At 57.8% G+C, this 23,673-nt stretch carries 21 protein-coding genes; 9 read left to right on the plus strand and 12 right to left on the minus strand.

Annotated elements, in window-relative coordinates; genetic code table 11:
- Window positions 1-318: transposase (locus BLO51_RS31270; protein WP_425415824.1), on the plus strand; the 318-nt coding region annotated here is incomplete at its 5' end.
- Window positions 319-514: 196 nt separating this feature from the next.
- Here the strand turns inward: BLO51_RS31270 and BLO51_RS21650 are convergent.
- The 6 genes from BLO51_RS21650 to BLO51_RS21675 form a co-directional block, all read right to left on the minus strand.
- Complete coding sequence (locus tag BLO51_RS21650; protein WP_090675159.1) at window positions 515-895, minus strand: winged helix-turn-helix transcriptional regulator; 381 nt, start codon at window positions 893-895, stop codon at window positions 515-517.
- A 168-nt stretch (window positions 896-1,063) separates the two neighbouring features.
- The gene (locus tag BLO51_RS21655) at window positions 1,064-1,789 is read right to left on the minus strand and encodes an ABC transporter permease (protein WP_167670279.1); all 726 of its coding nucleotides are present in this window, start codon (window positions 1,787-1,789) and stop codon (window positions 1,064-1,066) included.
- Window positions 1,790-1,815: 26 nt separating this feature from the next.
- On the minus strand, window positions 1,816-2,547 hold the full coding sequence (locus BLO51_RS21660; RefSeq protein ID WP_090675163.1) for an ABC transporter permease: 732 nt from the start codon (window positions 2,545-2,547) through the stop codon (window positions 1,816-1,818).
- Entirely contained in the window at window positions 2,544-3,458 is a 915-nt protein-coding gene (locus BLO51_RS21665) for an ABC transporter ATP-binding protein (protein WP_090675165.1), read from the minus strand. Before BLO51_RS21665 ends, BLO51_RS21660 begins: the two co-directional genes overlap by 4 nt.
- Before the next feature lie 83 nt (window positions 3,459-3,541).
- On the minus strand, window positions 3,542-4,945 hold the full coding sequence (locus BLO51_RS21670; protein WP_090675167.1) for a HAMP domain-containing sensor histidine kinase: 1,404 nt from the start codon (window positions 4,943-4,945) through the stop codon (window positions 3,542-3,544).
- Window positions 4,942-5,673 (minus strand): response regulator transcription factor, encoded by a 732-nt coding sequence (locus tag BLO51_RS21675; RefSeq protein WP_090675169.1) that lies wholly within the window; start codon window positions 5,671-5,673, stop codon window positions 4,942-4,944. Before BLO51_RS21675 ends, BLO51_RS21670 begins: the two co-directional genes overlap by 4 nt.
- 167 nt (window positions 5,674-5,840) lie before the next feature.
- Here BLO51_RS21675 and BLO51_RS21680 point away from each other — a divergent pair, with 167 nt between their 5' ends.
- On the plus strand, window positions 5,841-6,362 hold the full coding sequence (locus BLO51_RS21680; protein WP_090675171.1) for a hypothetical protein: 522 nt from the start codon (window positions 5,841-5,843) through the stop codon (window positions 6,360-6,362).
- 88 nt (window positions 6,363-6,450) lie between these two features.
- Here BLO51_RS21680 and BLO51_RS21685 read toward each other — a convergent pair whose 3' ends face one another.
- Window positions 6,451-7,257 carry a histidinol-phosphatase gene (locus BLO51_RS21685; RefSeq protein WP_090675173.1) on the minus strand — a complete coding sequence of 269 codons (807 nt, stop codon included), beginning with the start codon at window positions 7,255-7,257 and terminating at the stop codon, window positions 6,451-6,453.
- Between the two features lie 9 nt (window positions 7,258-7,266).
- Complete coding sequence (locus tag BLO51_RS21690; protein ID WP_090675175.1) at window positions 7,267-8,169, minus strand: LysR family transcriptional regulator; 903 nt, start codon at window positions 8,167-8,169, stop codon at window positions 7,267-7,269.
- 241 nt (window positions 8,170-8,410) lie between these two features.
- Here BLO51_RS21690 and BLO51_RS21695 point away from each other — a divergent pair, with 241 nt between their 5' ends.
- On the plus strand, window positions 8,411-9,970 hold the full coding sequence (locus tag BLO51_RS21695; protein ID WP_090675176.1) for an MDR family MFS transporter: 1,560 nt from the start codon (window positions 8,411-8,413) through the stop codon (window positions 9,968-9,970).
- Between the two features lie 125 nt (window positions 9,971-10,095).
- Here BLO51_RS21695 and BLO51_RS21700 read toward each other — a convergent pair whose 3' ends face one another.
- Window positions 10,096-10,530 carry a MarR family winged helix-turn-helix transcriptional regulator gene (locus tag BLO51_RS21700; RefSeq protein WP_090675178.1) on the minus strand — a complete coding sequence of 145 codons (435 nt, stop codon included), beginning with the start codon at window positions 10,528-10,530 and terminating at the stop codon, window positions 10,096-10,098.
- 230 nt (window positions 10,531-10,760) lie between these two features.
- Here BLO51_RS21700 and BLO51_RS21705 point away from each other — a divergent pair, with 230 nt between their 5' ends.
- The 4 genes from BLO51_RS21705 (at window position 10,761) to BLO51_RS21720 (ending at window position 18,066) form a co-directional block, all read left to right on the plus strand.
- Window positions 10,761-15,323, plus strand: coding sequence for a DEAD/DEAH box helicase (locus BLO51_RS21705; RefSeq protein WP_090675180.1), 4,563 nt, complete (start codon window positions 10,761-10,763; stop codon window positions 15,321-15,323).
- 28 nt (window positions 15,324-15,351) lie between these two features.
- Complete coding sequence (locus BLO51_RS21710; RefSeq protein WP_090675182.1) at window positions 15,352-15,564, plus strand: hypothetical protein; 213 nt, start codon at window positions 15,352-15,354, stop codon at window positions 15,562-15,564.
- Window positions 15,565-15,704: 140 nt separating this feature from the next.
- Window positions 15,705-17,072 (plus strand): dicarboxylate/amino acid:cation symporter, encoded by a 1,368-nt coding sequence (locus tag BLO51_RS21715; protein ID WP_090675234.1) that lies wholly within the window; start codon window positions 15,705-15,707, stop codon window positions 17,070-17,072.
- Between the two features lie 115 nt (window positions 17,073-17,187).
- Entirely contained in the window at window positions 17,188-18,066 is an 879-nt protein-coding gene (locus BLO51_RS21720; RefSeq protein ID WP_090675184.1) for a DinB family protein, read from the plus strand.
- Here BLO51_RS21720 and BLO51_RS21725 read toward each other — a convergent pair.
- The 3 genes from BLO51_RS21725 to BLO51_RS21735 form a co-directional block, all read right to left on the minus strand.
- The gene (locus BLO51_RS21725) at window positions 18,063-18,860 is read right to left on the minus strand and encodes an HAD-IIA family hydrolase (protein WP_245719764.1); all 798 of its coding nucleotides are present in this window, start codon (window positions 18,858-18,860) and stop codon (window positions 18,063-18,065) included. The genes BLO51_RS21720 and BLO51_RS21725 overlap by 4 nt on opposite strands.
- 141 nt (window positions 18,861-19,001) lie before the next feature.
- Entirely contained in the window at window positions 19,002-20,702 is a 1,701-nt protein-coding gene (locus BLO51_RS21730) for a sensor histidine kinase (RefSeq protein WP_090675187.1), read from the minus strand.
- The gene (locus tag BLO51_RS21735) at window positions 20,695-21,408 is read right to left on the minus strand and encodes a response regulator transcription factor (RefSeq protein WP_425415825.1); all 714 of its coding nucleotides are present in this window, start codon (window positions 21,406-21,408) and stop codon (window positions 20,695-20,697) included. The genes BLO51_RS21730 and BLO51_RS21735 overlap by 8 nt, the downstream gene beginning before the upstream one ends.
- Window positions 21,409-21,724: 316 nt before the next feature.
- Between BLO51_RS21735 and BLO51_RS21740 the strand changes: the two genes are divergently transcribed.
- Together BLO51_RS21740 and BLO51_RS21745 are read left to right on the plus strand one after the other, a co-directional pair.
- Window positions 21,725-22,222, plus strand: coding sequence for a cysteine dioxygenase (locus tag BLO51_RS21740; RefSeq protein WP_174551294.1), 498 nt, complete (start codon window positions 21,725-21,727; stop codon window positions 22,220-22,222).
- Window positions 22,223-22,305: 83 nt separating this feature from the next.
- Complete coding sequence (locus BLO51_RS21745) at window positions 22,306-23,616, plus strand: serpin family protein (RefSeq protein ID WP_090675190.1); 1,311 nt, start codon at window positions 22,306-22,308, stop codon at window positions 23,614-23,616.
- Window positions 23,617-23,673: the final 57 nt, after the last annotated feature.

Here is a 23,673-nt window from a genome sequence, read left to right on the forward strand (position 1 = left end):
GAGATGTACAAGGCAAGATGGGGCATCGAAGTTTTCTTCCGATGGATCAAGCAAAACTTGAATGTCCCTGTTCTGTTTGGATCCACGAAAAATGCCGTATTCAACCAGTTGTTCGCTGCACTCATGACGTATGTCGTCTTGAGATGGCTATATGACCATTCCAAATCGCTCATCATCGCTTGCAAGTCCATGCCACTCATCCGATTTAAGGAACTCATGCAAGAGAATCAATTCCAGGCGGAATGGCTCATTGCTGTTACTAAGATTCTGGATAAATACGTCTATTTCTCACGTCTTGATATCCCAAAAGTTGGTTAATCAACAGGCGTGGCCCTCGGTATACCTTTCGTATACGATGCCCACCACATCGCCTCCAAACTAAGAATTGATACCTTCAGTAAGAAGACGCTAGGAAATGGAAAAAAGTTTCAGTTTTAGCTGCAACTATCTTGCCTGATGTTGAAAAGGAAAATAGGCAGCCTTTCGTCATGTGTCCAGAATTATTTTCCTTTAGCTATTCTTGCTTCGCAGCCACGGCTTTGGCCGCACCGTTTATCCGGTCTTGGTACGCTTCGCCCCACTGCTTCATTTGCAAAATGATCGGTTCCAGCGTCCGGCCGAACTCGGTGAGCGAATATTCCACTTTGGGCGGAACCTGCTGGTATACTTCGCGATGCACGATGCCGTCCTCTTCCAGCTCCCGAAGCTGCAGGGTCAGCATCCTTTGAGTAATGGCCGGGCAGATGCGGCGGAATTCGTTGAACCGTTTCGTTCCGTCGATCAGATGGTAGAGCAGCACGCCCTTCCATTTGCCTCCGATGACATTCAGCGTAAACTCGACAGGGCACCCTTCTTTACTGGGAACAATACAGTCAGCGCTAACCTTCTTGCTCATTCGCTCATTTCCTTTCGGTATATAAATGGATACTATAAGCATTTTTGAATGTATCTACGTTCATTAAGTATATCACACAATTGGCCCATTGGTATGAAAAATCCTCCTGCAAAAATAAAAAGCGAAGGATCCCGGAAACGGGAAGCCTTCGCTTAGGGATTATGCAATTCACAGAATGTCCCGCCGTCTGAACTCGTTGAAGCCGAAGACGGTGACCAGAAGAAAGACAAGAGCTACCGCGCCGTACAGAAGCGGGCCTTTGCTGAAGGTGCTGCTTTGGCTCGCGAGCGCGGCCATCGTCGGGTAGGTCCACGGATAGACGATCCAATATTTCGTATTGGCCACAAGGATCGAAGGGATCGCCAACCCGATCCCGATGCCTAGCGGGATGCCGATATGGCGGTACCGCAGGCTGAGCCAGAATTGGATCGCCATGATCGGCAGCACGGCCGGGATCAGGCGCAGAAGCGGCAGCGCGATCCGGTCCAGCGGGATAGGGCCGTTCGCCCCAACAACCAGGCCGGCGGCGACGACGCTTACGCCGAAGACGGCGATATTCAGAACGACCAGCAGCAGCGCGATGCCGAACTTGACCGCATAAATGTGCCCGCGTCTCACCGGCAGCGCAAGCAGATGCTTCCAGCCGTTATGGCTATGCTCGATGCGGAGCATAAGCACGATAACAATGGCGATAAAAAACGGCAGCAGCATCGGAGGGTAAAAAATGAGACACTGCTCGATAATGACGGTCCAATCGTCCCGGGTCCACACGTCGGTGTAGCGGGTAAAATTGCCGACGCCTTGAGCGGTTAACAGAATCGGCATGAGAATAACGATCCATAAAATGCGCGAATGTTTTAATTTTAGCCATTCGGCGGCAAATAAAGACTTCATCTCCAGCGTACCTCCTTGGCGTACGGTTACAAAATATCCCTTTTTCCGAATTCGAGCATACCGGCCAGCAGCGCTGCGGTTCCGAAGAGCAGCCCGCTCACGATCGAGACGCCGGCGTCTCCTTCGGGACCCGGCATGGTGAACAGCGGGGCCGCATATGGCAAGTAGCGCATCCATTCCGATTGGGCGAGGAAGATCGCGCCTACGGTGCCCGATACGCCGACAGCGACCGGAATAATCGTATTCCGGAAGCGGGAGCTGAGCCAATGCTGCACGCTGGCGATGCCGAGCGACGAAAAGATCAGGTACAATGCGTACTGTCCATAGAGGCCGAAGGGGAACGGCTCGGGAAAGCCGATGACGAGCCCGCACAGCCGCAGGCCGGCCATCAGCGCCAGCACCGACAAGACGGTCGCAAGCACAATGACGAGCCACTTGGCCGCATACACGTGTCCCCGCCGCACCGGCAGACTCAGCAGGTGCTTCCAGGCGTTTTCACTATATTCGCGGAAATGAACAATAGCCGCGAGAAGCGTAACCCCGATCGGGAGGAAGAAGGCCCACAGAAAAAACACTTCGTTCAGCATCGCTTCCCACGACGTTTTCCCTGCATGCCGCTGCATTAAGTAATCGTAGCGCAGAGACATGTTCAGGAAAATGAGCAGGGAGACCAGGGCCGGACCGCCGAAGGCAAGCTTCCACAGGACGCCTTTTTTCTGCTTGTATAGTTCCGCCGCAAAGACGTTCCAGCCCTTCACAAGCTTTGCGCTCCCTTCGTCATCGTCAGGAAGATATCTTCCAGCGACGGTGTATTTTCACTGACGTGCGAAACGTCGAAGCCGGCCGTAACCAGCTCGCGGTTCAAACGGGCAGCGCTCGTTGCCAACATGTCCACGTACAGGCTGTTATGACGCTTTTCCACTTGATGGCCCCGGGCCAGCAGGAAATTGCCCGCCTCCACGAGCGGAGCGGCATCGATCCGCAGCATCGTTTTGTTCTGCTCCCGCAGCAGCTCCTGAAGCGAGCCTTGGAACAGCAGCTCGCCCTTGTAAATAATGCCGACACGGCTGGCAATCAGCTCGATTTCGTTCAAAATATGGCTGGAGACGAGCACCGATAAGCCGCGTTCTTCCGGCAGGCGGGCGATCAGCTCGCGGATTTCGAGAATGCCGGCGGGGTCCAGGCCGTTGGTCGGCTCATCGAGCACGAGCAGCATCGGATTGCCCAGCAGCGCCTGCGCGATGCCGAGCCGCTGTTTCATGCCGAGGGAGAACGTTTTAACTTTTTTGTTGCGCCATTCGGACAGCCTTACCGTTTCCAGCACTTTGTCGATGTCGGTTTTCCTTGCGCCGAGCAGCTTGCGGGTGATCTCCAAATTGTCATAGGCGCTTAGATTGCCGTAATACGACGGAGACTCGACCAGCGAGCCGACCCGGCGTAAGATATCGAGCCGGTGCCGGGCCAAGTCCTGCCCGAAGACGCGCACCTCGCCCTGCGTCGGACGAATCAGCCCGAGCAGCATGCGGATCGTTGTCGTTTTGCCTGCGCCGTTGGGACCGAGGAAGCCGTACACTTCGCCCGCTCTTACCTGCAAGTCGATCCCTTTGACCGCGGCGAACGACTTGAATTGTTTGGATAACCGTTTTGTTTCCAAGATGAATTCGCTCATAAAAAAACCATGCTCCTTTCGTTCGACAAGAGCATGGTATCGTATGGAATTTAAGCTTCGCTTCAGCTTACCTTAAATCCGGCTTAAGTTTGCGGAAAATGGACAATGATCGTCGTACCGTGCCCAAGCCGGCTTTCCGCTTCGACCTTTCCGTCGTGCGCTTCGATAATTTGCCGGGCGATCGCAAGGCCCAGCCCTGAGCCTTGATGGCTTGCCGCCGTATTCGTGCCACGGTAGTACCGGTCGAACAGCTTGGCCATATCTTCTTTGGAGATGCCTACGCCGTTGTCGGCGATGACCACGCGTACGCCGCTCTCGTCGCCCGATACGGCGACTTGCACCTGCGTTCCGGCGGGATTGTGGACGAGCGCGTTGAAGAGAAGGTTCAGAAACGCGCGCTGGAGCAGCTTGGCGTCAAAGGATAGCGGGATCGTCTGCGGACGCGCATCGAACGAAATCATCCGGTCCTCGCCTTCTGGGCTGTTAAGCAGCAGAATGACGGTTTCCTGCAGCAGCCGGACGACATCGCTCTCCTGCTTATCCATCGGCAGGAGATTGTGCTTAAGCTGAGACGTCAGCCGCAAATCGTCCAGCAAAGCTTCCATATAAACGGCGTTGCGAACGATCGTCGCCGCATAGCCGGTCCGCTCATCGGGGCTAAGGTCGTAGCTTGGCTCGGCAAGCAATTCACCGTAGCCCTTGATGGAGGAAAGCGGCGTTTTCAAATCGTGGGACAATCCGGCGATCCATTCCTCCCGCATACGGTCCACGCGATCCCGGTGCTGCTCAAGGGACGACAGGGTAGAGGAGAGGTGAAGCAGGCTGCGGTACACATCCTTATATATTCCTTTCGGCGCAAGGCGAAGCTTATAACGGCCGTCAGCAAGCTCGCGGATCGCGTCGATGACGGTCCGTACCGGTCGGGAAAGTCTCCTGGCGAACAAATAGCCAATGATCAGCGTACCGCCCAGCGTCACCCCGAGGAGTATGTAAAAGCCGTTCGGAAAAAACGTTTGCACATTTTTCGGGCTGATATATAGAAAATATTTGGCCACCGTTTCCGCGGGAAACCCGATCATATAGCTCCAGTGGTAGCCTCCGTCTTCGACGCGGCTGATAAAGACGGTAAAATCTTTGACGGCATATTTATAAAAAAATGCGATTTCGCTGGGCGAGTAATGTGTCAGGGCATGCGGCGGCTTATGATAGGCGTAGGCTTCCGCGCCGGATTCGTCCAGAATTTGAATCCACGCTCGCTGATCGTTCAACTCGTCCAAACCTTCCGGGGTGACGTACGGGCGTCCCCCCTGCAAGGCGATGCGCTGCCCGAAGTCGTGTGTAAACCGCTCGGCGAAAGCGGCCGTTCTTCCGTTTTTGAAGGCCGGACCGCCGGCTAAAAAATAGAGCGCCGTATAGTTGACGATCAGAATCAAGATCGCCAGCGTCGACATCGACAGTAAAAATTGGATAATGACTTTCCACTTCACGGCCGTCCGTCCTTTCGCTGCAGCTTATAGCCAAGTCCCCGCACGGTCAGCAAATATTCCGGTTCCGACGGCTTGTCCTCCAGCTTTTCCCGCAGGTGGCGCATATGCACCATCACCGTATTGTCATACCCCGTATACGATTCGCCCCACACCGTTTCGTACAAATGCGCCTTGCTGAACAGCTGTCCCGGGTGCCGGGCCAAAAATAGCAGCAGCTGGTATTCCTTGGCGGTGAGCGTCACGGGAACGCCGTGCTTGCGTACTTCGCCCTGCTTCTCGTCGATCGTCACGCTGCCGAATTCGTAGGTGCTTCGGCTTTCCTCCTGCATGGCTGCGTACCGGTTGCGGCGGAAATACGCCTTCATCCGGTACGCGACCTCCTTCGGGCTGAACGGCTTTGTAATATAGTCGTCGCCGCCGAGGCTTAGCCCCAGCAGCTTGTCCACGTCTTCGTTTTTGGCGGACAGAAAAAAGATCGGCGCAAGCGTGAATTGCCGCAGCTGCTGGCAGACGGCAAAGCCGTCGAGATCCGGCAGCATGACGTCGAGGACGATCAAATCCGGCTTTTCGCTGCGGCACAGCTCGATGCCGGCAAGACCGGTGGCCGCTTTGAACACTAGGCGGAAGCCTTCTTTGCGCAGCACGGCATCGAGGAGGTTGACGAGGTCTGGTTCATCGTCAATGATGGCGATTTTTTTGCCCACGATATCGTTCATCTCATGGAGCATGGCGCTTCCTCCTTTGCAGGTTTCGTTCATGTACATGTGTTTTGCCTATATATACACCCATTTTCCTTCGAGCGGTCCACATACCTATACGCGGAAGGGCGGACCGACATACGCTGAAATATCAGACAAGTCGGATTCAGTTTCTCAGCTAAGGAAGGGATCGACGAATGAACAATAAAAAGCATCGTACTGCTCCAAAACGAGCTTCGGCACGTACAGCCAAATCGGCAAAACGAGGCGCTTCCTGCCCGCTGCGTCCGGTACATCCCGCTCCCCATATGAATACGGCACAGGTGCGGGGGCTGTTCAGCCCGTTCGGCATCGGCGGAGGCTTGGGCAGCTTCTCCAGCATTGGACGTACCGTAAGCGGCGTACCCGGCGGCGGTGTAGGCGCTGCGGAAGTGGCCAGAGGCGCCGGTGGTGGGGGCTTCCTCTCGTTCTTCAATTCGATCGGAGGTCTCGACGGCATCATTTCCACTATGGGGAAGGCGCAGAAGGTGTTCACCATCGTAAAGCAGATCGGCCCGATCTTCAAGCTGTTCGGCAGCTTCGGGGGCTTGGGTGGTTTGTTCGGAGGCGGAGCGAAGGTCAAGAGCCTTCTGCTTCCGGCTAAGGCCGTACGCAAGCCTCGTTCCCGGGCGCTTGCGAAGCCCGCGCGAGCCGCGGGACCAAAGCGGACTACAAGATAGGCGCGGCCGAGCGGCCGTCAAAGCACAAATATCCGGCTCAAATTCCTCAGCCCTGGGGGAATTTGCCGGATATTTTTTTGCCCTCGTTTTATAAAGGGACGACCTGCTTTTGTTTTTCCTTGTAGTATACCCATTCGCGGAACCCGATTTCCTTCAGCCTCGCCGCTACTTCATCCCAGTCGTCGCCAACCCGGGAAGGGACGTGCGCGTCCGAACCGAACGAAACCTGGACGCCGAAATGAAGCGCCCGCTCCAGAATCTCGTCGATCGGGTACCAGCCGCCGCAATCCTTCGTTTTGCCGGAGGTGTTGATCTCGATCGCGATGTCGTACTTCGCGATGGTCTGCAGCGTGCGGTCTACCGCGTCGGTCTGGATATCGGAGAAGGCTGGGTAAAAGCCGCGCATGGCGTCGATGTGGCCAAGAATCTGGAACATGCCGCTGCGTGCGGACTGCTCGATCAGATCGTAATACAGCTCCTTCTGCTCCACCTTCTGGCGGTCCGTCAGTCCGTTCCACCGCTTCCGGTTGAAGATGCTGACGCCGCCCGACAAATGCACCGATCCAATGATATAGTCGAACGGATATTGCTCGTACACTTTGCGGTACACGTCCGCCACCTCGGGGAAGAAGTCCGACTCGACTCCCAGCAGGACGTCGATACGTCCGCGGTACTCCTCCTTCAGCTTCAGCACTTCCTCCACGTAACGGGCGAACTCGCTCTTCGCCATCGCGATGCCGGGCTGCTCCCGGTCCGAGCTGCTTGCAAAGTATGGCGAGTGATCGGAAATTCCGATGACTTGCAGGCCGTTTTTGATCCCCGCTTCGATATAATCACGGATCGTTCCGGTCGCGTGACCGCACCGTTCGTGATGCGTATGCAAATCGAATTTCATGGCGTTCCCTCACTCCGAACCTATGAATTGAGTTTCCTGCATGCCTTTCAAGTCCTCCAGAAACTGGTGCAGCGCCGAGCTCAGATAGCGTCCCGACTTGTACACCACCCCGACCGGATGGCTAATCTCAAGCTCGTTCACCTTGATCATCTTGAGCGTCCCGAGGCGCAGCTCGCTTTGGATCGACATCTTCGAGATGATCGCGGCCCCGAGATTTAGCTCCACCATCCGTTTCACTTCCTCGCTGCTGGACAGCTCCATCACCACTTGCGGGGTGATGTACAGCTGCTTCAGAATTTGATCTACGAACCTCCGTCCCGCCGTTTCCGGAGACAGCATAATCAGCGGCAGTTCGTGGAGCCGCTCGATCGGCACATGCGCAAAACGCGCAAGCGGATGTTCGGGAGAGACGACCAGCTCGAACGTATCGTAATAAAGCACGGAGCTTTCGAGCGCGGGATGCTTGTCGAACAGGTAGGTGATGCCGATATCGATCGTTCCGTTCTCGACGCTGTGCATGATTTGCGAGGTGGTCATCGAATGGATGGTCGTTTTGATCAAGGGGAACTGGTTCTGAAAATAAGACAGCACCCTCGGCAAAATTTGGATCGCGATCGAAGTCGTCGTTCCGAGGTGAATATGTCCTTGTGGTGTTTGGTTCAAATCCGAAAGCCGCTGCTTCAAATCTTCGACCGTCTGTAAAATGATCTCCGCATGCTCAAGAAACACTTGGCCGCTGTCGGTCAGCGTAACCGGCTGGTTGCGGTCGATCAGCACCGTTTTGAATTCGTCTTCCAGACTTTTAATTTGCGCCGAGACGGCCGGCTGGGTCAGATTCAGAATTTCGCCCGCTTTGCGGAAGCTCATGGTCTTGGATATCGTAATGAGCGTTTCCAACTGATTGAGATTCACATCGTTCCTCCTCACCGGGGCGTGAACGCTTTCAATAGCATTCTCAAAATAAGAAAATTTTATCGTTAATTTATTTAGGATAAATACAATTTCTTGACTTACTCCATTATATGATACTTAAAAGATTAGGGCAAACTACGCCCCAGAGAAAAAAATCACACTCGCACTTGTCGCTTACTCAAATTTGAATATAATTTAATTTAGTACTAAAAATACACCCAGGTAAAGTAAGGAGCAACTTATGGTTCAGAAGAAAACGAATACCGCATGGACGGTCGGCGCGTTGATGCTCGGGCTGCTGCTGGCCTCGCTCGATCAGACGATCGTTTCGACCGCCATGCCGACGATTATTGGTAAGCTCGGAGGACTCGACAAGTACATATGGGTATTTTCCGCGTACTTGATCGCCAACGTCATATCGATGCCGATCTTCGGCAAACTCGGCGATATGTACGGCCGGAAGCTGTTTTTCCTGCTCGGTCTTGTCGTGTTCATGATCGGTTCGGCGCTTTGCGGCACGTCGACGACCATGACGCAGCTGATCGTCTACCGAGCCATCCAAGGGATCGGCGGCGGCGCGCTGATGCCGGTTACGTTCGCCATCATTTACGATATTTTTCCCCCGGAGAAGCGGGGCAAGATGCAGGGTCTGTTCGGTGCCGTCTTCGGCATATCGAGCGTGCTCGGGCCGTTGGCGGGAGCTTACTTCACCGATCACGTGGACTGGACGTGGATTTTCTACATTAATCTGCCGCTCGGTATCGTATCGCTGATTCTCATTTCGCTGTTTTATCATCCGGTGCTGCCGAACAATCCGAATCAGAGAATCGACTGGCTCGGAACGGTAGTTTTCACCGTTTCGATCTTGAGCCTGATGTTCGGATTGGAGCTCGGGGGCAAGGAATATGCATGGGATTCGGTGCAGATCATCGGTTTGTTCGCTATAGCGGTCGTCTTCCTTCTGCTGTTCATCCGGGTAGAGATGCGCGCCGCTTCCCCGATCGTGCCGCTTCCGCTCTTCGGCAACCGGTTGTTTACCGCCAGTATGGGCGTCTCTTTCTTCTACGGGGCGCTGATGATTTCCGCGGCGACGTACATCCCGCTGTTCATCCAAGGCGTTTTTCAAGGGTCGGCGACGAGCGCCGGACTCGTACTGACGCCGATGATGCTCGGCGTGGTTGCCAGCAGCGCGATCGGCGGGCGGTTTATCGACAAGCTGTCGTATCGGGGCATCATGCTCGGCTCCGTCCTGCTGCTGCTGATCGCAACCTCGCTGCTCAGCCTCGTGTCCATCGATACGCCCCGTTGGCAAATTACGCTATATATGATTCTCATGGGGCTCGGCATCGGCACAGGCTTCCCGGTGACGTCGATTTCTTCGCTGCATAACGTCGATTTCCGGCTTCGCGGCACCGTCACTTCGCTTGTCGGCTTTTTCCGTTCGATCGGTTCGGCCGTCGGTCTGACGGTGCTGGGTGCTTTGCAAGCTTCTGCGCTGAGCCGCCGGCTGGCCGAGCTGCTGCCCGCCGGAGCGGGCGCGAAGACGCCGGCCGATCCGAGGGCGCTGCTGTCGCCGGAATTTCAGGCGCACGTTCCGAAGCCGGTGCTGGAGAAAATGATGGTAGGGCTTGCGGATTCCATCGCCTATGTATTTCAAGTGACCATCGTTATGGCTGTGCTCGCGTTCGTCTTTATTCTGCTAATGGGCAAAGCCAAAATGGAAGTCCCGGCGAAAGGCCCCCGCAAAGAAGACGGCAGTCCGGATGAGGACTCCGGCATTCATGCCCCGCAGCATATGTAAGACTCAAACCCGAATTTTTAAATGTAAAAATCATAAAGAGGACCGCTCCGATGATCTCGCCTCCAATGTTGTTAGACTGTGTCTAACCATTGGGGGCAGCTCGTCGGGGCGGTCCCTTCTATGTTTTATTCGGACATTTTATGGGCGATTTTCTCGAAGCTTTGCAGGAACGGCTCCAATTCGTGCGGCTCCAGATAGGACAAGTAGTTGCTGATCACTTCCGAGCGGAGCGCCCGGATGCGGAGCAGCGCCTCGCGCGCCTGCTCGGTCGCTTCCAGAAGCACGACGCGCCTGTCGTTCTCGTCGTGCTTCCGGTGCACGAATCCGTTCTGCACCAGACGATCGATCATGACGGTAATCGCGCTCGGCGTCACTTCCATCCGTTGGGCCAGCCGGCCGACCTGGCACGGCTCGCATTTGACGATTGTGTACAGCATCATGATCTGCGGCCCCGTCAAATTCAGATCGGAAGGCAGCGCCAATCCGGGTCCGATTTTTTGGAACATTGTAAAAAACGCTTTTTCAAACCGCTCGATCGCGTGATCCATAGGATCAGCCATGCTTTTCAACTCCTCGTTCGAATAATCCGTATTTAAAGTGTGAATAGGTTAGATTTAATTTATTCGAATGAATCGTAGCACCCCGTTTCAAATGTGTCAATGGAAGACCGCGGCCCGGACGGCGGGAAAAGACGGAATTCGCTTGGATGTGCCGATGCTTGGTTTTTGGTATGATACCGATATCGAACAACTATTTTTGAAAGTAACTTAGGGGAAGAAGGGAAACGAACATGGATGCGGAGTCGCCAATCGGGTTTCATCCGCTGCTGGCCGCCTGGTTCGGGCAGACGTTCGGGGAGCCGACGGAGGTGCAGCTGCGGGCGTGGGAGTCGATCGGATCGGGCGCTCATACTTTGATTGCCGCACCGACAGGCTCGGGCAAGACGCTTGCGGCGCTGCTGCCCTGCTTGGACCGGATCGTGACCGGCAAGGCCGCGGACGGACCGGTCCGGGGAGTAAAGCTGCTGTACGTCACGCCGCTGAAGGCGCTGAACAACGATATTCACCATCACGTTGTCGGCTTTATCGATCAATTGGAGCGGACGGCGGCGGAGACGGGCTTGCCGTGGCCGGGACTGACCGTCGGTATCCGTACGGGCGACACGACGCAGAGCACCCGGGCATCGATGCTGCGGCAGCCGCCGGACGTGCTCGTGACGACACCCGAGTCGCTGTATATTTTGCTGACATCTCCGAAAGGCAGAGACATGCTGCGGACCGTTCGCCATGTGATTGTTGATGAGATTCACGACTTGGCTGAGGGAGCCAGAGGGCTGCATTTGTCGGTGACACTCGAGCGTCTCGTCGCTTGGTGCGGACGTTCTCCGCAGCGCATCGGCGTGTCGGCGACGCAGAAGCCGATCGAACGGGTCGCTCGTTTTCTCGGAGGCTGGGAGCCTGTGGAGACGGGGGACGCGAACGGAGGAGCGGGAGCAGAGGATAGCGGATCGGATAAAGCTCAAGCCGGAAAAGCTGCCGGATCGGACGATAGCGGGGCGGGTATGGCCGTAGAAGCCGGTAATGAAACGATGGCCGACGTCCCTATGCGGCCTCGTCCGGTGAACATTGTGGAGAGCCGGATGCACAAAGCGCTTCAGCTTGTCGTCACGATGCCGGAGCAAACGTTCATTACGCAGGACAAGCAGGAGGCTGTCTGGGGACCAGTCACCGAACGCCTCGTGAAGCTGATGGACGGAAGCCGGTCCGTGCTGATCTTCACGAACAACCGGCGGCTTTGCGAAAGGCTGACGCTGCGGCTGAACGACCATGTCGGCTACGAAATGGCCCGCTCGCACCACGGCAGCGTCTCCCGGGAGCAGCGTCTTGAGGTGGAGCGCGCGCTCAAGGCGGGCGAGCTTCGCTGCCTCGTGGCGACGTCTTCACTGGAGCTGGGCATCGACGTCGGCCATATCGATCTGGTGGTGCAGATCGACTCGCCGAAGAGCGCAGCCGCGGGAATACAGCGCATCGGCCGGGCCGGACACAGCGTCGGAGGCATCAGCCGGGGCGTCATTCTGGCGCGCAGCCGCGGCCAACTGCCGGAATGCGCGGTGCTGGCCCGTCGGGTGCTGGAGCGCGATATTGAGGAAATCCGCATCCCGGTGCAGTCGCTGGACGTTTTGTGCCAGCAAATTGCGGCGATGGTGGCGGGGAGCGATTGGACGATCGACGAGCTGGCGCGGGTGCTGGCCGGCAGCTACGGGTACCGGGATTTTCCGCGGGGACGGCTGTTGGACGTGCTGCAGGTGCTGTCCGGGTACTACCCGTTCGTTCGCCCTCTCCTGGACTGGAACCGCGACACAGGCGTGCTGTCCCGCCGCGGGGTAACGGCCATGGCCGCCATTATGGGGGCCGGCACGATTCCCCAGAGCAGCGCGTACCCGGTGCATCATGCGGACAGCCGCGTGCATATCGGCGAGCTGGACGAGGAATATATTCACGAAAGCCGGGTCGGCGACGTGTTCCAGCTCGGAACGTCGTCCTGGAAAATTCAATCGATCAAAAACGACCGGGTGTACGTCGTCGAAGCGGGCAACCGGTTCAGCGAAATTCCGTTTTGGCGGGGCGAAGGGCAGGGCCGTACGTTCGAGCTGTCGCAGGACATCGGGCGGTTCATGGACAAGCTGGAGCGCCGGCTGGAACGGGAGGAGCCGCACAGTACGATGGACTGGCTGATCCGGGATTACGGGTTGGACGCCGGAGCTGCGGGTGAACTGATCGCGCTGGTCCGGTCGCAGAAGGCCGTGTCGGCGGTACCGACGCACCGCCGTATCGTCATCGAGCGGTTCCGGGACGAGCTGAAGCAGTGGCATGTCATCGTGCACAGCACGTTCGGCCGGACGTTTAACCGAACGTGGCTGCTGGCGCTTCGACAGCATGGGGAGGAGCGGCTCCCCGTGCGGCTGTTCGCGAATGCCAAGGACAACGGCATTCATTTCGTCTTGTCCGGCGCCGACGAGGGAATGGCGGCCAGCTTCGTGGCGATGCTTCGCGGCGTGACGTCCGTCCGGCTCGAAGCGCTGCTGCGCGAAGCGGTTCCGTCTTCGCCGCAGTTCGGGGCGGCGTTCCGCCGTCTGGCCGAGACGTCGCTGCTGCTGTCGCGAAGCTTTACGCGCACGCCGGCGTGGAAGAAGCGGCTGCGCAGCGAGGAGCTGCTGCGGGAATCGCTGCCGTACGCCGAACGTTTTCCTTTTCTCGGCGAGGCGATGCGCATTTATCTGCAAGAGGAGTTGGACATGCCGCGGGTGCGGGAGGCGCTGGAACAGATTGAGGCCGGATCGCTCGAGGTAAACGTGCGCGAGAGCCTGTTTCCTTCGCCGCTGGCTGCTGCGTTTCTAACCGAGTTCATGGGCGCTCAAATCTACGAGTCCGACGCCGTCGGCAAAGATATTCAACTGCAACTGCTCGGCTTGGAGCGGGCGCAGGCCGGGCGGCTGTTCGGCGAGAGTCCGGTGCTTGAGGCGGGGCAGCCGGACCGGGGCGCTGCGGAGGAGGAGCCGTGGCCGGCTTTCGCTCCACTGGAGCAGCCGGAGACGCTGCTGCGCCTCCTGAAGCAGCGAGGCGACCGGAGCGCCGCGGAGCTTGCGAGGCTGGCCGCCGGTAGCGGCGCTGACGAGGCGCAGCAGCAGGCGGAGGGCGGGAGCGGCCCGGGTTCGGCAGCGCCTGCGGGCGCGAAAACGCAAGCGGAAGAGATCGGCAGGCTGCTCCGCCGATTGGAAGAGGAAGGCCGAGTGCGTCGGATCGAAATTGGCGGAGAAAAGCGCTGGATCTGTTCCGACGAAGCGGATACGTATGCGCGGTTTGCAGACGATCCGCTGGCCGTGCGGTTTGTGCTGACCCGTTATATGGAGCACCGCGCGTCGTTTACAGCGGAAGAGCTTGCCGCCCGGTACGGCGCGGCGTTGCCGCTTGTCGACGACCTTGTAGGGCAGTGGGCCGCGGACGGGACAATCGAACCGGTCCTTGGCGGGAACGAAGCCGGACCGCGGACTTGGGTGAGCCGCGAAACGGCAGAGCGCCGTATCCGCATAGCCGAACGGGCGCTGCGCGAGCAGGCAGAGCCGGTCGATCCGGTCCGGTACTGCCGGTTCTTGATGGCCGCGCAGCACGTCCTTCCGGGCAGCCGCCTCAGCGGGGAGGAGGGGCTCCGGGACGTGATCGGCAAGCTGCAAGGCTGGTTTTTGCCGCTGCCGGAATGGGAGGCGTCGGTGTTTCCGCTGCGCTTGACCGATTACCGCAAAGAAACGCTAGACCGGCTGTGCGCGGCGGGCGAGGTGATCTGGATCGGGCGCAAGGAAGCGGGAGAAAAGGAAGGCCGGGTCGCCTTCCTTCTGGCGGAAGCGAAGGAGCTTTACGCCCCCCTGCTCAAGCGGGGAGCGGCTTCGAAGCACGAGCCGCTGCTGGAGCTGCTCCGGTGCAAGGGCGCAAGCTTCCTGTCGGCGCTCAGCCGCGAAACGGGAAGCGTCCCGTCGGAGCTGACAGCGAATTTGATCGAGCTGGCTTGGGAGGGGCTTGTCTCCAACGACCAGTTTGCGCCGCTGCGGATGAACGGAAGCGGTAGGAAGACCGCCGCCAAAAGCGCCGCCAAATTCCAATCCGGCCTTGGCCGCTGGTATGCGCTGGAGACGCTGGCGGAGGTGCAGCCGGGCGGAGGCGATTCGCTGGGCGCTTGGGTAAAGCAAGCGCTGGACGGCAGCGCGCTGCTGACGCGGGACCTCGCGGGTACGCTGCTGCCGTGGTCCTGGGACGACGTGTACGGCTCGTTGAAGCAGCTGGAGCTGTGGGGGATGCTGACCCGCGGCTTCTGGGTACAAAATATTGTGGCGATGCAGTTTGCCGCGCCGGAGACGGTGGGGCGTCTCCGCGAGGCGGATTGGGAAGCGGGAGGCGGCGAAACGGTGCTGCTTCCGGCCGCCGATCCTGCCAATCCGTTCGGATTGACAGTAAAATGGCCGGCCGTGCCGGGCGTCGCTTTTGCCCGCAAGGCGGGCAACGATCTCGTATTCCGTGGCGGCAGCTGGGTGTTGTGGTGCGAAAATAACGGCAGGCGCATGCACACGCTGCACGGGTTAGCTGATACGCCCGAGGAGGCATGGCTGGCGGAGGAAGAGCGGCTGCAGACGCTTCGGGCCGTGCTGCAATCGTATTTGAAGAAGCCGGGCGTCCGCAAAGTGGTCATCGATACGTGGAACGGGGAGCCTGTGCTGGATACGCCTGCCGCGGGTACGCTGCGGCAGCTCGGAGCAGAGGCCGACCGCGCTTCGCTCGTCCTGTGGCCGAGCTCGTTGCGATAAATTTTGTTTTCGGGAAAGGAAGAACCGGATGAAAAGCATAGAAGAGCGGTTGAACGAATATAAAGAAAGGGCGGGCTCCGTTAGCCGGGAATCCGGCGAGGCGGCTCAAGACCTCGCGATGGAGCTGATCGGAGAAATCGAGAGGCTGGCGGGCGAAAACAAGCGGCTGCGCAAAGCACTCGCGCAGTCGGCGGACCGGCGGTACGAGTCGACGAAATTAAGAGACGCCTTAAGAGAATAGCCGGTTTATGCCGCGCCGTCGGATGGTCCGCGAAAAATAAATGAAGCCATAAAACACACTATTGACAGTCACAGAAAATGGGAATAGAATACCTAGTAAACAAGTTGGTATTATTAGATATACTCCCGAGGAGGCGTAGGATTGTGAATTCCCTATACATTGCCAGCTGGGCTGTGGCTGTCGTAGTCCTGCTGTTGCTATTTTTCGCGGCCAAGAAAAAGATGGGTTTCGGGACGCGCGTATTAATCGCCATGGTGCTCGGCGTGGTCGTCGGGGCGGTGTTCGGTAAAGAGGCGACCGATCTCGGAGCGATCGGTTCCATTTACGTCAACCTGATCAAAATGATCGTTATGCCGCTCGTTGTGGCAACGATCATTTCCAGCATTACGTCCATATCCGATCCCAATATGCTTCGAAAGATCGGAACGAAAACGATCGCCTTATTCCTGATCACGACCGGCATCGCGGCGGTCATCGGTGTCGTCGTTGCGGTGATCATCGATCCGGGCGCGGGCATTCCTTACGTGCAGGATGCGAAATTCGCCGCCAGAGAAATACCGTCGTTCCTGAAAGTGTTCATGGATCTCGTACCGGCGAACCCGGTGAACGAGATGGCTACCGGCAAGGTCGTGCCGGTGATCGTATTCGCTATGTTCGTCGCGGTCGCCATTACGATCGAAGGCAACCGCAAGCCGGAATCGGTCCGGCCGATCAAGGAAGTGATTCAATCGTTCGCCGTCGTGATGTTCCGCGTGACGAAGCTGATCATCCGTTTGACGCCTTACGGCGTGTTCGGGCTGATGGCGGCGATGGCGGCGAAATACGGCCTCGCTTCGCTGCTGCCGATGGGCAAAGTGGTGCTCGCCGTTTACATCGCTTGCTTGCTGCACTTCGTTCTGACCTACGGCTTCCTGGTCACGTTCGTGGCGCGGGTCAATCCGATCCGTTTCCTGAAAAAGATTTATCCCGTGCTGGCCGTCGCTTTCACGACGCGGAGCAGCTATGCGACGCTGCCGGTCAACCTGGAGGTGATCACGAAGCGGCTTAAAGTATCCGATCGGATCGCCAGCTTCGTCGCCCCGCTGGGCGCAACCATCAACATGAACGGCTGTGGCGGCTTGTATCCGGCGATTGTGGCGATCTTCGTCGCCAAAGTGTTCGGCATTGATCTGACGATCACGCATTATCTGCTCATCGTCGGCTCGGCAATGATCGCTTCTATCGGCGTGGCCGGGGTGCCCGGACCGGCTTCGATCTCGACGACGGTCGTGCTGGCCAGCGTCGGTCTTCCGATCGAAGGGATGGCGATGGTGCTCGGCATCGACGCGATTCTCGACATGGCCCGGACGGCCATCAACGCAACGGGTACAACGGTCAGCTCTCTTGTCGTCGCCGTAACGGAGAAAGAATTCGACCGCGAGGCGTTCAACAATGGAGCGGACGAAGAGCTTGATAACTATGACGTATCTTCGCGCAGCGGCGGGTCCAAAACCGTCGTCAGCGGTTGACAAATGCCAAACACCGCTCTTTTTGCAAAGGGCGGTGTTTGTTCGTTTCCGACGTTTGTTGGACCAGTGTATGGTAAAATAGGGCGAATCCAGCTTGATCAAAGGGGGAAGGCGAATGGAAACCAGCGCCGTTCAAGCGAAGCTGCTGCTGCGCGTGCCAGAGGTGACGGCGGCGCTGCTCTTTTACGAGCAGGCGCTCGGCTGGGAGCGCCTGGAGCTATGCGCGGCAGCGGGCTATGCGCTGCTGCGTCAGCCGGGCGGCGAGATCGCGCTGCTCGCCGAGGGAGGCATGGCGGTGGAGGCGATCCGCCGCCTGCAAGCTCCGGCATGCCGGGAGCTGTCGCCCAGCGGCCGGTTTTATGTGACAGCGCCGCCCGGCCAGGCTCTGGAGTGGCTCCAGCAGCGCGCCGAGGAGGCCGGCGGGCGCTGTAGGGACGAGACGGAGCCGGGCTGCTGGCGGACCGTCACGATCACGACGCCGGAGGGCTACCGCGCGGCGTACTGGCAGGAGCTGTTTCCGAGCGACGAGGAAACGCTCGTATTGTTCGCAGCGGGGCCGGACCGGCTGGAGGCCGCGCTGGCGGGGCTTGGCGAGGCCGGGCTCGATCTGGCCCGGGCGCCCGGCACATGGAGCATCCGCGAGCAGGTGCTCCATGTGGTGGATTTGGAGCTTGCGGCGCTGCACAAGCTCAAGTTCGCTTTGGCCGGGCCGGAACGCGGACGCGCCTACAACGGCAACGGCTTCTCGCAGGACGCGTGGGCCGCGGGCATGCGTTACGCCTCACGGCCGGTCCGCGCCGAGGTCGCGCTGTTTCGGCTGCTGCGCGAGCACGTGCTCAGCGTATGCGAGCATACGCCGGGAGCGCTGGCGCGCAGCGTCATCGCCTCCGGCAGGGAAGAGACGGCCGGCCGCCTGATGAAAATGATGGCCGGCCACGCGAACGTCCACATTCGCCGGATCGGCGAAATCCGGAAGCGGCACGCCATCGATTAGCCGAGGCTTTCCGCCAGCCCCATCAAATGCGAGCAGATCCGCTCGGGATGCACGCCCGTTCGGGCGATCTGCTCGTCCACATTCGAGGCGTTGGCCAGTCCGGTCAGCACGAGCGCCGTCCGGCAGCCTGCGTCCGCTCCGCCGCGGATGTCGGTGTTCAAGTTGTCCCCGACCGTCCAAATCTCCGCAGGAGTTAACCCCAGCTTGGCGACGGCGTAGCGCATAATGATCGGCGAAGGCTTCCCGATAACAACGGGCGGCGTTTCGCTTGCTCGTTCGATCGAAGCCGCGATCGAGCCCGCTCCCGGCGTCAGCTCGCCGTTCCATGGCAGCAGGTGATCGGGATTCGTCAGGATGTACGGGGCTCCGCCGCGGATGTGACGGACGGCCGCAAGCAGCTTGCCGTAATGGAACGCCCGGTCGATCCCTTGTACGACCGCAGCGATCGTTCCTTCCGGCGCGTCCTCCGTGACGGGTTCGAAGCCGCCGTCCTTCAGGGCCGTTCTCAGTCCTTCCTCGCCGATACATAGCACGCGTCCGTTCCGGGCGCCGGTCTCCTGCAAGTACATCACGGCCGCTTGCGAGGACGTGAGTACTTCCTCCGGCCTGGCTTCAATCCCGGTCTTGATGAGGTGGGCCGCAACTTGCTCCGGCGTCCGAGACGAATTGTTGGTCACATATAGGAACGGGTAGCCTTTCTCCCGCAGCCAGCGGATAAATTCCGCCGCATAAGGGATCGGACGGTCCCCATGGTACAGCGTTCCGTCCAAATCCAGCAAAAATCCATGACTCATGATCCGATTCTCCATTCTTACGAGGCGTGCCGCGCGGGCCCGCCTCGTTGCTGCGTTGTTCGCTCCATTATACCGCGCATTGCCTTCCTAGGCGAACGGCCGCTTGATCCGCCTCGCCCAACTAGCCAAAAAGCCGGCATCCTAAGATGCCAGCTTCAGCTTCACGTAAAAATGGATTTCGCCGTTCTCTGACTCGGCCCAAATGGTGCCTTCATGCGATTCGACGATGCTTCTTGCGATCGCAAGACCCAGTCCCGAGCCTCCGGTATCGGATGTCCGGGCTTTATCAACCCGATAGAACCGGTCGAACAATTGCTCCAGCTCGTCGCGGGTCAAAGCGTCCGCTTTGTTGGAGATTCGGATGATCGCGTGCTCGCGTTCGCGGATCATGCCGAAGGTAATGACGCCGGGCTTAGGGCTGTACTTGATCGCGTTGCCAAGCAGGTTTTCGAACACGCGGATCATTTTGTCCACGTCGATGCGCACCAGCAGCCGCTCCTGCGGCAGGCTGCGGATCAGCGTGAGCTGCTGCTCCTCGCTGAGGGTCACGTATTCCTCCAGCAACTGCTCCAGCACTTCATTGATCGCGACGCCCTTCTTGTGCAGCGGAACGTCATGATTGGAGAGCTTTGTAAATTCGAACAGATCGTCGATCAGCCCTTTCAGTTTCTCCGATTTGCTGTAAGCGATACTGGCATAACCGGCGGCTTGCTCGGACGTTTCGAAATTTTTGTCGTGCAGCAGTCTTAAGTACCCCATGATCAGCGTCAGCGGTGTGCGCAAATCGTGCGAAACGTTCGTAATCAGCTCGTTTTTGAGCTGTTCGGCGCGCCGTTCCTCTTCGATTCTTCGCTGCAGATCCGCCACCATAAAGTTCATGTCCCGCGCCAATGATCCGAGCTCGTCTTGGGAACGCTCGATGACCCGATGGTCCAGATTGCCTGTAGCGATAATCCGAAGACCGCTCGCAAGCTCCTCGATATATTTCATTTTCCGCTGCGTTAAAAAGTAGAACAAAAAGATGAAGACCGCGAGCGAAGCTAAGATGGAAAGCGGGTTTTCGCCCTTATGGTAGCTGATGTTCGGCTGAGGGATGCCGCTGACGATTAAGTATGCCTTCTGATTGTTATACGTCACCGGATAAAAGCTGGAAAACTCCGAACGGGAGTCGGATTCCTGGTTGCGCGTTTCCATCGCGTTGCGGATGACGCTGTGGACGTCGACGTACGTTTCCGGCGCATTTTCACTGCGGAAGACGACTTTGCCTTCCAGATCCGTAATGACAACTTTGAGCTTGTCGTTGGTAACGAGCCGTTTGACCGTATTCTCAAAATCTTTGTGGCGGTCGGCTTCCTCCTTCGCTTGTGAATAGGCTGGTGGGGCCTCGGGCACGCTGCCGGGCTCTTGGCCGTTTGCATGAGGGACAGGAACGGCTGTGCCGGTATTGGGCGTCGGCGTCCCCCCGCCGGGAGATTCGTTGCTTGTTCCGCTTTCGTTTTCGTTGCCGCTGCGCCTCGGGGGCGTAAGGAACCGGTCCGCGAGCGAGCGGGCTTCATGATCGATGCTTTCCATCCCTTGACTGTAATCAATGACCGTGTTCTTGTTAACGGCGCCGAACAGCGCCGAACTGATGCCGTAGAATGCCAGCGACACGCCGAAACAGAAGACAAAGGTCAGCATCAGCTGCAGCCGGATGCTGCGCTGCACGTGGCTGCGCGCCATTCTGTACAGGTCTTGGAGGAAAAGGATCATGCCCCGCAGCAGATTAAAGGGGAACCAAGTGAACGGGAAGCGGTCAAGCATGGGCTTGCGCGGCGGTTTGATCTTTTCTTGTTTACTCAACTTTATATCCCACTCCCCAAACCGTTTTAATAAACTTCGGTTTCCGCGGATTTTCCTCGATTTTCTCGCGAATTTTCCGGATGTGAACCATCACGGTATTGTCCGAATCGAAATATGCTTCCTTCCATACGGTCTCGTAAATTTTCTCGATGCTCCAAACCGTACCGCGGTGGCGGGCCAGCAGCTCCAGGATGGCAAATTCGCGCGGCGTCAGCTTAATGTCCCGGCCGTCCAGCTTGACCTCATGCGTCGCGGTATTGATCGTGAGCTCGTCGATCTCCAGCTCGTGTTCCTTATTCGGCCGCTGAACATTGAGCCGGGTGTAGCGGCGCAGCTGCGACTTGATCCGGGCGACCAGCTCAAGCGGATTGAACGGCTTGCTGACGTAATCGTCCGCGCCGGTGCTCAAGCCGAGAATTTTGTCCATGTCCTGGCTTTTGGCGGATAGCATGATGATCGGCATATGCTTCTGTTCGCGTATTTTCAGACAGGCTTCGATGCCGTCCATCTTCGGCATCATGATGTCGAGCACAATCAGATCGACATCTTCCTTTTGCAGCACGCTTAACGCTTCGATGCCATTGCTTGCGCGCAGCAGGCGGTAGCCTTCGTTTTTTAAATAAATTTCCAGCAAATCGATAATTTCTTTCTCGTCGTCGACGAGCAATATTGTAGACTGCGCCACAGGGGCCGACCTCCTTTTCATTCCAAAAAATCTCGGTTGTTGCGGAGTGGAGTCGGCGTGCATTCGGGGCGGCGCCGACGACAAAAAAAGCATATCACGCCGGGATAACCTTGACAAACGGCATGCGGGCACTCCCCTTTCCGAACGTTGACTGTCACCTAGTATAGCCAGCAAATCTTAACGACGAACGATTCAAAATCTTAAAACATTCTTAAGGGAAGCGGGAAGCCGCCGACGTTTTTTACGAAAAGGTCACTTTTGATTGAAATAGGAATATATTGGATTATAAAGCAAACTTATTAAAGTGGTAAAAGAATGTTATGAACGGAGGAAACCCATGAGCCGGATCGAAACGATCGAACGGATTCTGAACGCGCTGCTGCCCTTACGCAGAACCTCGTCCAAGCAGCTTCAGGCGATCATGAGAGGCATGGATTTGTCGCTTGAAGCCTTATCGCCCTACATTGCGGAGCCCGCGGACTTGCCTTACGGAAGAACATGCCTGTACCGGAACGATGCCGCCGAAGCGGTGCTGATCCATCTCCCTCCCGGAACCGAAACGTACATTCACGATCACGGCTTATCCGTCGGCTGTGCGCGGCTGCTCGAAGGCACGCTGACGAACCGGATGTTCCGGCTGGAAGGCTACGGGTACCCTTGTTTGTCCGGGGAGGTTGAAATCGAGGAGGGAAGCTATTATTACGCGCCGAAAAAACAAATTCACCAGCTTCGCAATTCCGGCCCGCAGCGCGCGGTGGCCTTTCATCTGTATGCTCCTGCGCCCACCGGGAAGTCGTATTTTCCATATGAGCAGGTGCTCGATTATGTGATCTAAGCTCTTGCGATTTTCAGCGCGGGTGCAACCTTCGGAGCGGCAGTAGCGTCCATTTCCATATCATGACAGAGGAGGATGGAGAGATGCCGAAATCCGGAGTCATCATGAAAAAAACAATGCTGTTGCTGCTGGCGGCCGCGCTGTTATGCTCGGCTTGCACCGCTACCAATGCCGGGGGTGACGTTAGCCTCAGAAAGCATACGCCAGCGGATTTGGATGCGCGGATCGTGCAGGCCGACAATGCGTTCGGCTTGAAGCTGCACCGTACGATCGCGGAGCAAAATCCCGGCAGCAACGTGTTCGTATCCCCGTTTAGCGTATCGATGGCGCTGTCGATGGTTTACCACGGAGCAGGCGGCGCGACGCGTGAGCAGATCGGGAAAACGCTGCAGGGCCAAGGCTTGTCCGTTGACGAGTGGAATCGGGGGCATCAGGTGCTTCGAGATTTGCTGGAGCATTCGGGCAAGGAAACGCAGCTCTCCATCGCGAATTCGATCTGGGCCAGAAAGGGCGTGCCGTTTCACGAAAGCTTCCTGCAGCGAAACCGCGACTTCTACGGCGCGGAGACGGATACGCTCGATTTTGCGCAGGACAGCGCGGTTCGAAAAATCAATCAGTGGGTCGGCAAGCGAACGAACGGCAAAATCGACAGCATCGTGCAGGGGCCGATTTCATCGGAAACGGTTATGTACCTGCTGAACGCCGTTTATTTCAAAGCGCGGTGGCAGCATCCGTTTCCGGAGCAAGACACGAAGCCCGGCACGTTCCGTACGGGGTCGGGTCAGACGAAGTTGGTGAATCTGATGAAGCTGACCCGGCAGTTCGACTATGTGCAGGAGCCCGATTACCAGGCGGTTCGCCTGCCCTACGCGGACGGCAAGCTGGCGATGGTCGTCGTCCTGCCCTACGAAAAGGCCGGGCTGGATCAGGTGCAGCAGAAGCTGTGGGCGGATGAGGCGTTTTGGAACAAGCCTTTTCCTTCCGCGAACGGGACTTTGAAGCTGCCGAGGCTGAAGCTGGAGCTGGGATACGAGCTGAACGGCACGCTGAAAGCGATGGGCATGCCTGCGGCGTTCGACCCGGCCAAGGCGGACTTTTCCGAGTTATCGTCGAAACCGGTCTTGATCAGCGAAGTGAAGCACAAGACGTTCGTGGAGATGAACGAGCAGGGCACGGAAGCCGCAGCGGTCACCTCGGTAAGAGCTGAAGCAGGCTCTGCGATCACTCCGGTAGCCAAGCCGTTCGAGATGATCGTCGACCGGCCGTTTTTGATGGCGATTCAGAGTACGGAGACCGGCAGCTTGCTGTTCCTCGGCAGCATCGTCGATCCGAAGGAGTACGCGGCGGTGTGCCAGTATCGATCCGGAATGCAACTATTTGGTAGTTTAATATAAAGTTGGAGGCATGCCATACTACCATGATTTTAAATCCGTTTATCGATTGGACACACA

The sequence above is a fragment of the Paenibacillus tianmuensis genome (genome assembly GCF_900100345.1).
GTDB classification, from domain to species: domain Bacteria; phylum Bacillota; class Bacilli; order Paenibacillales; family NBRC-103111; genus Paenibacillus_G; species Paenibacillus_G tianmuensis.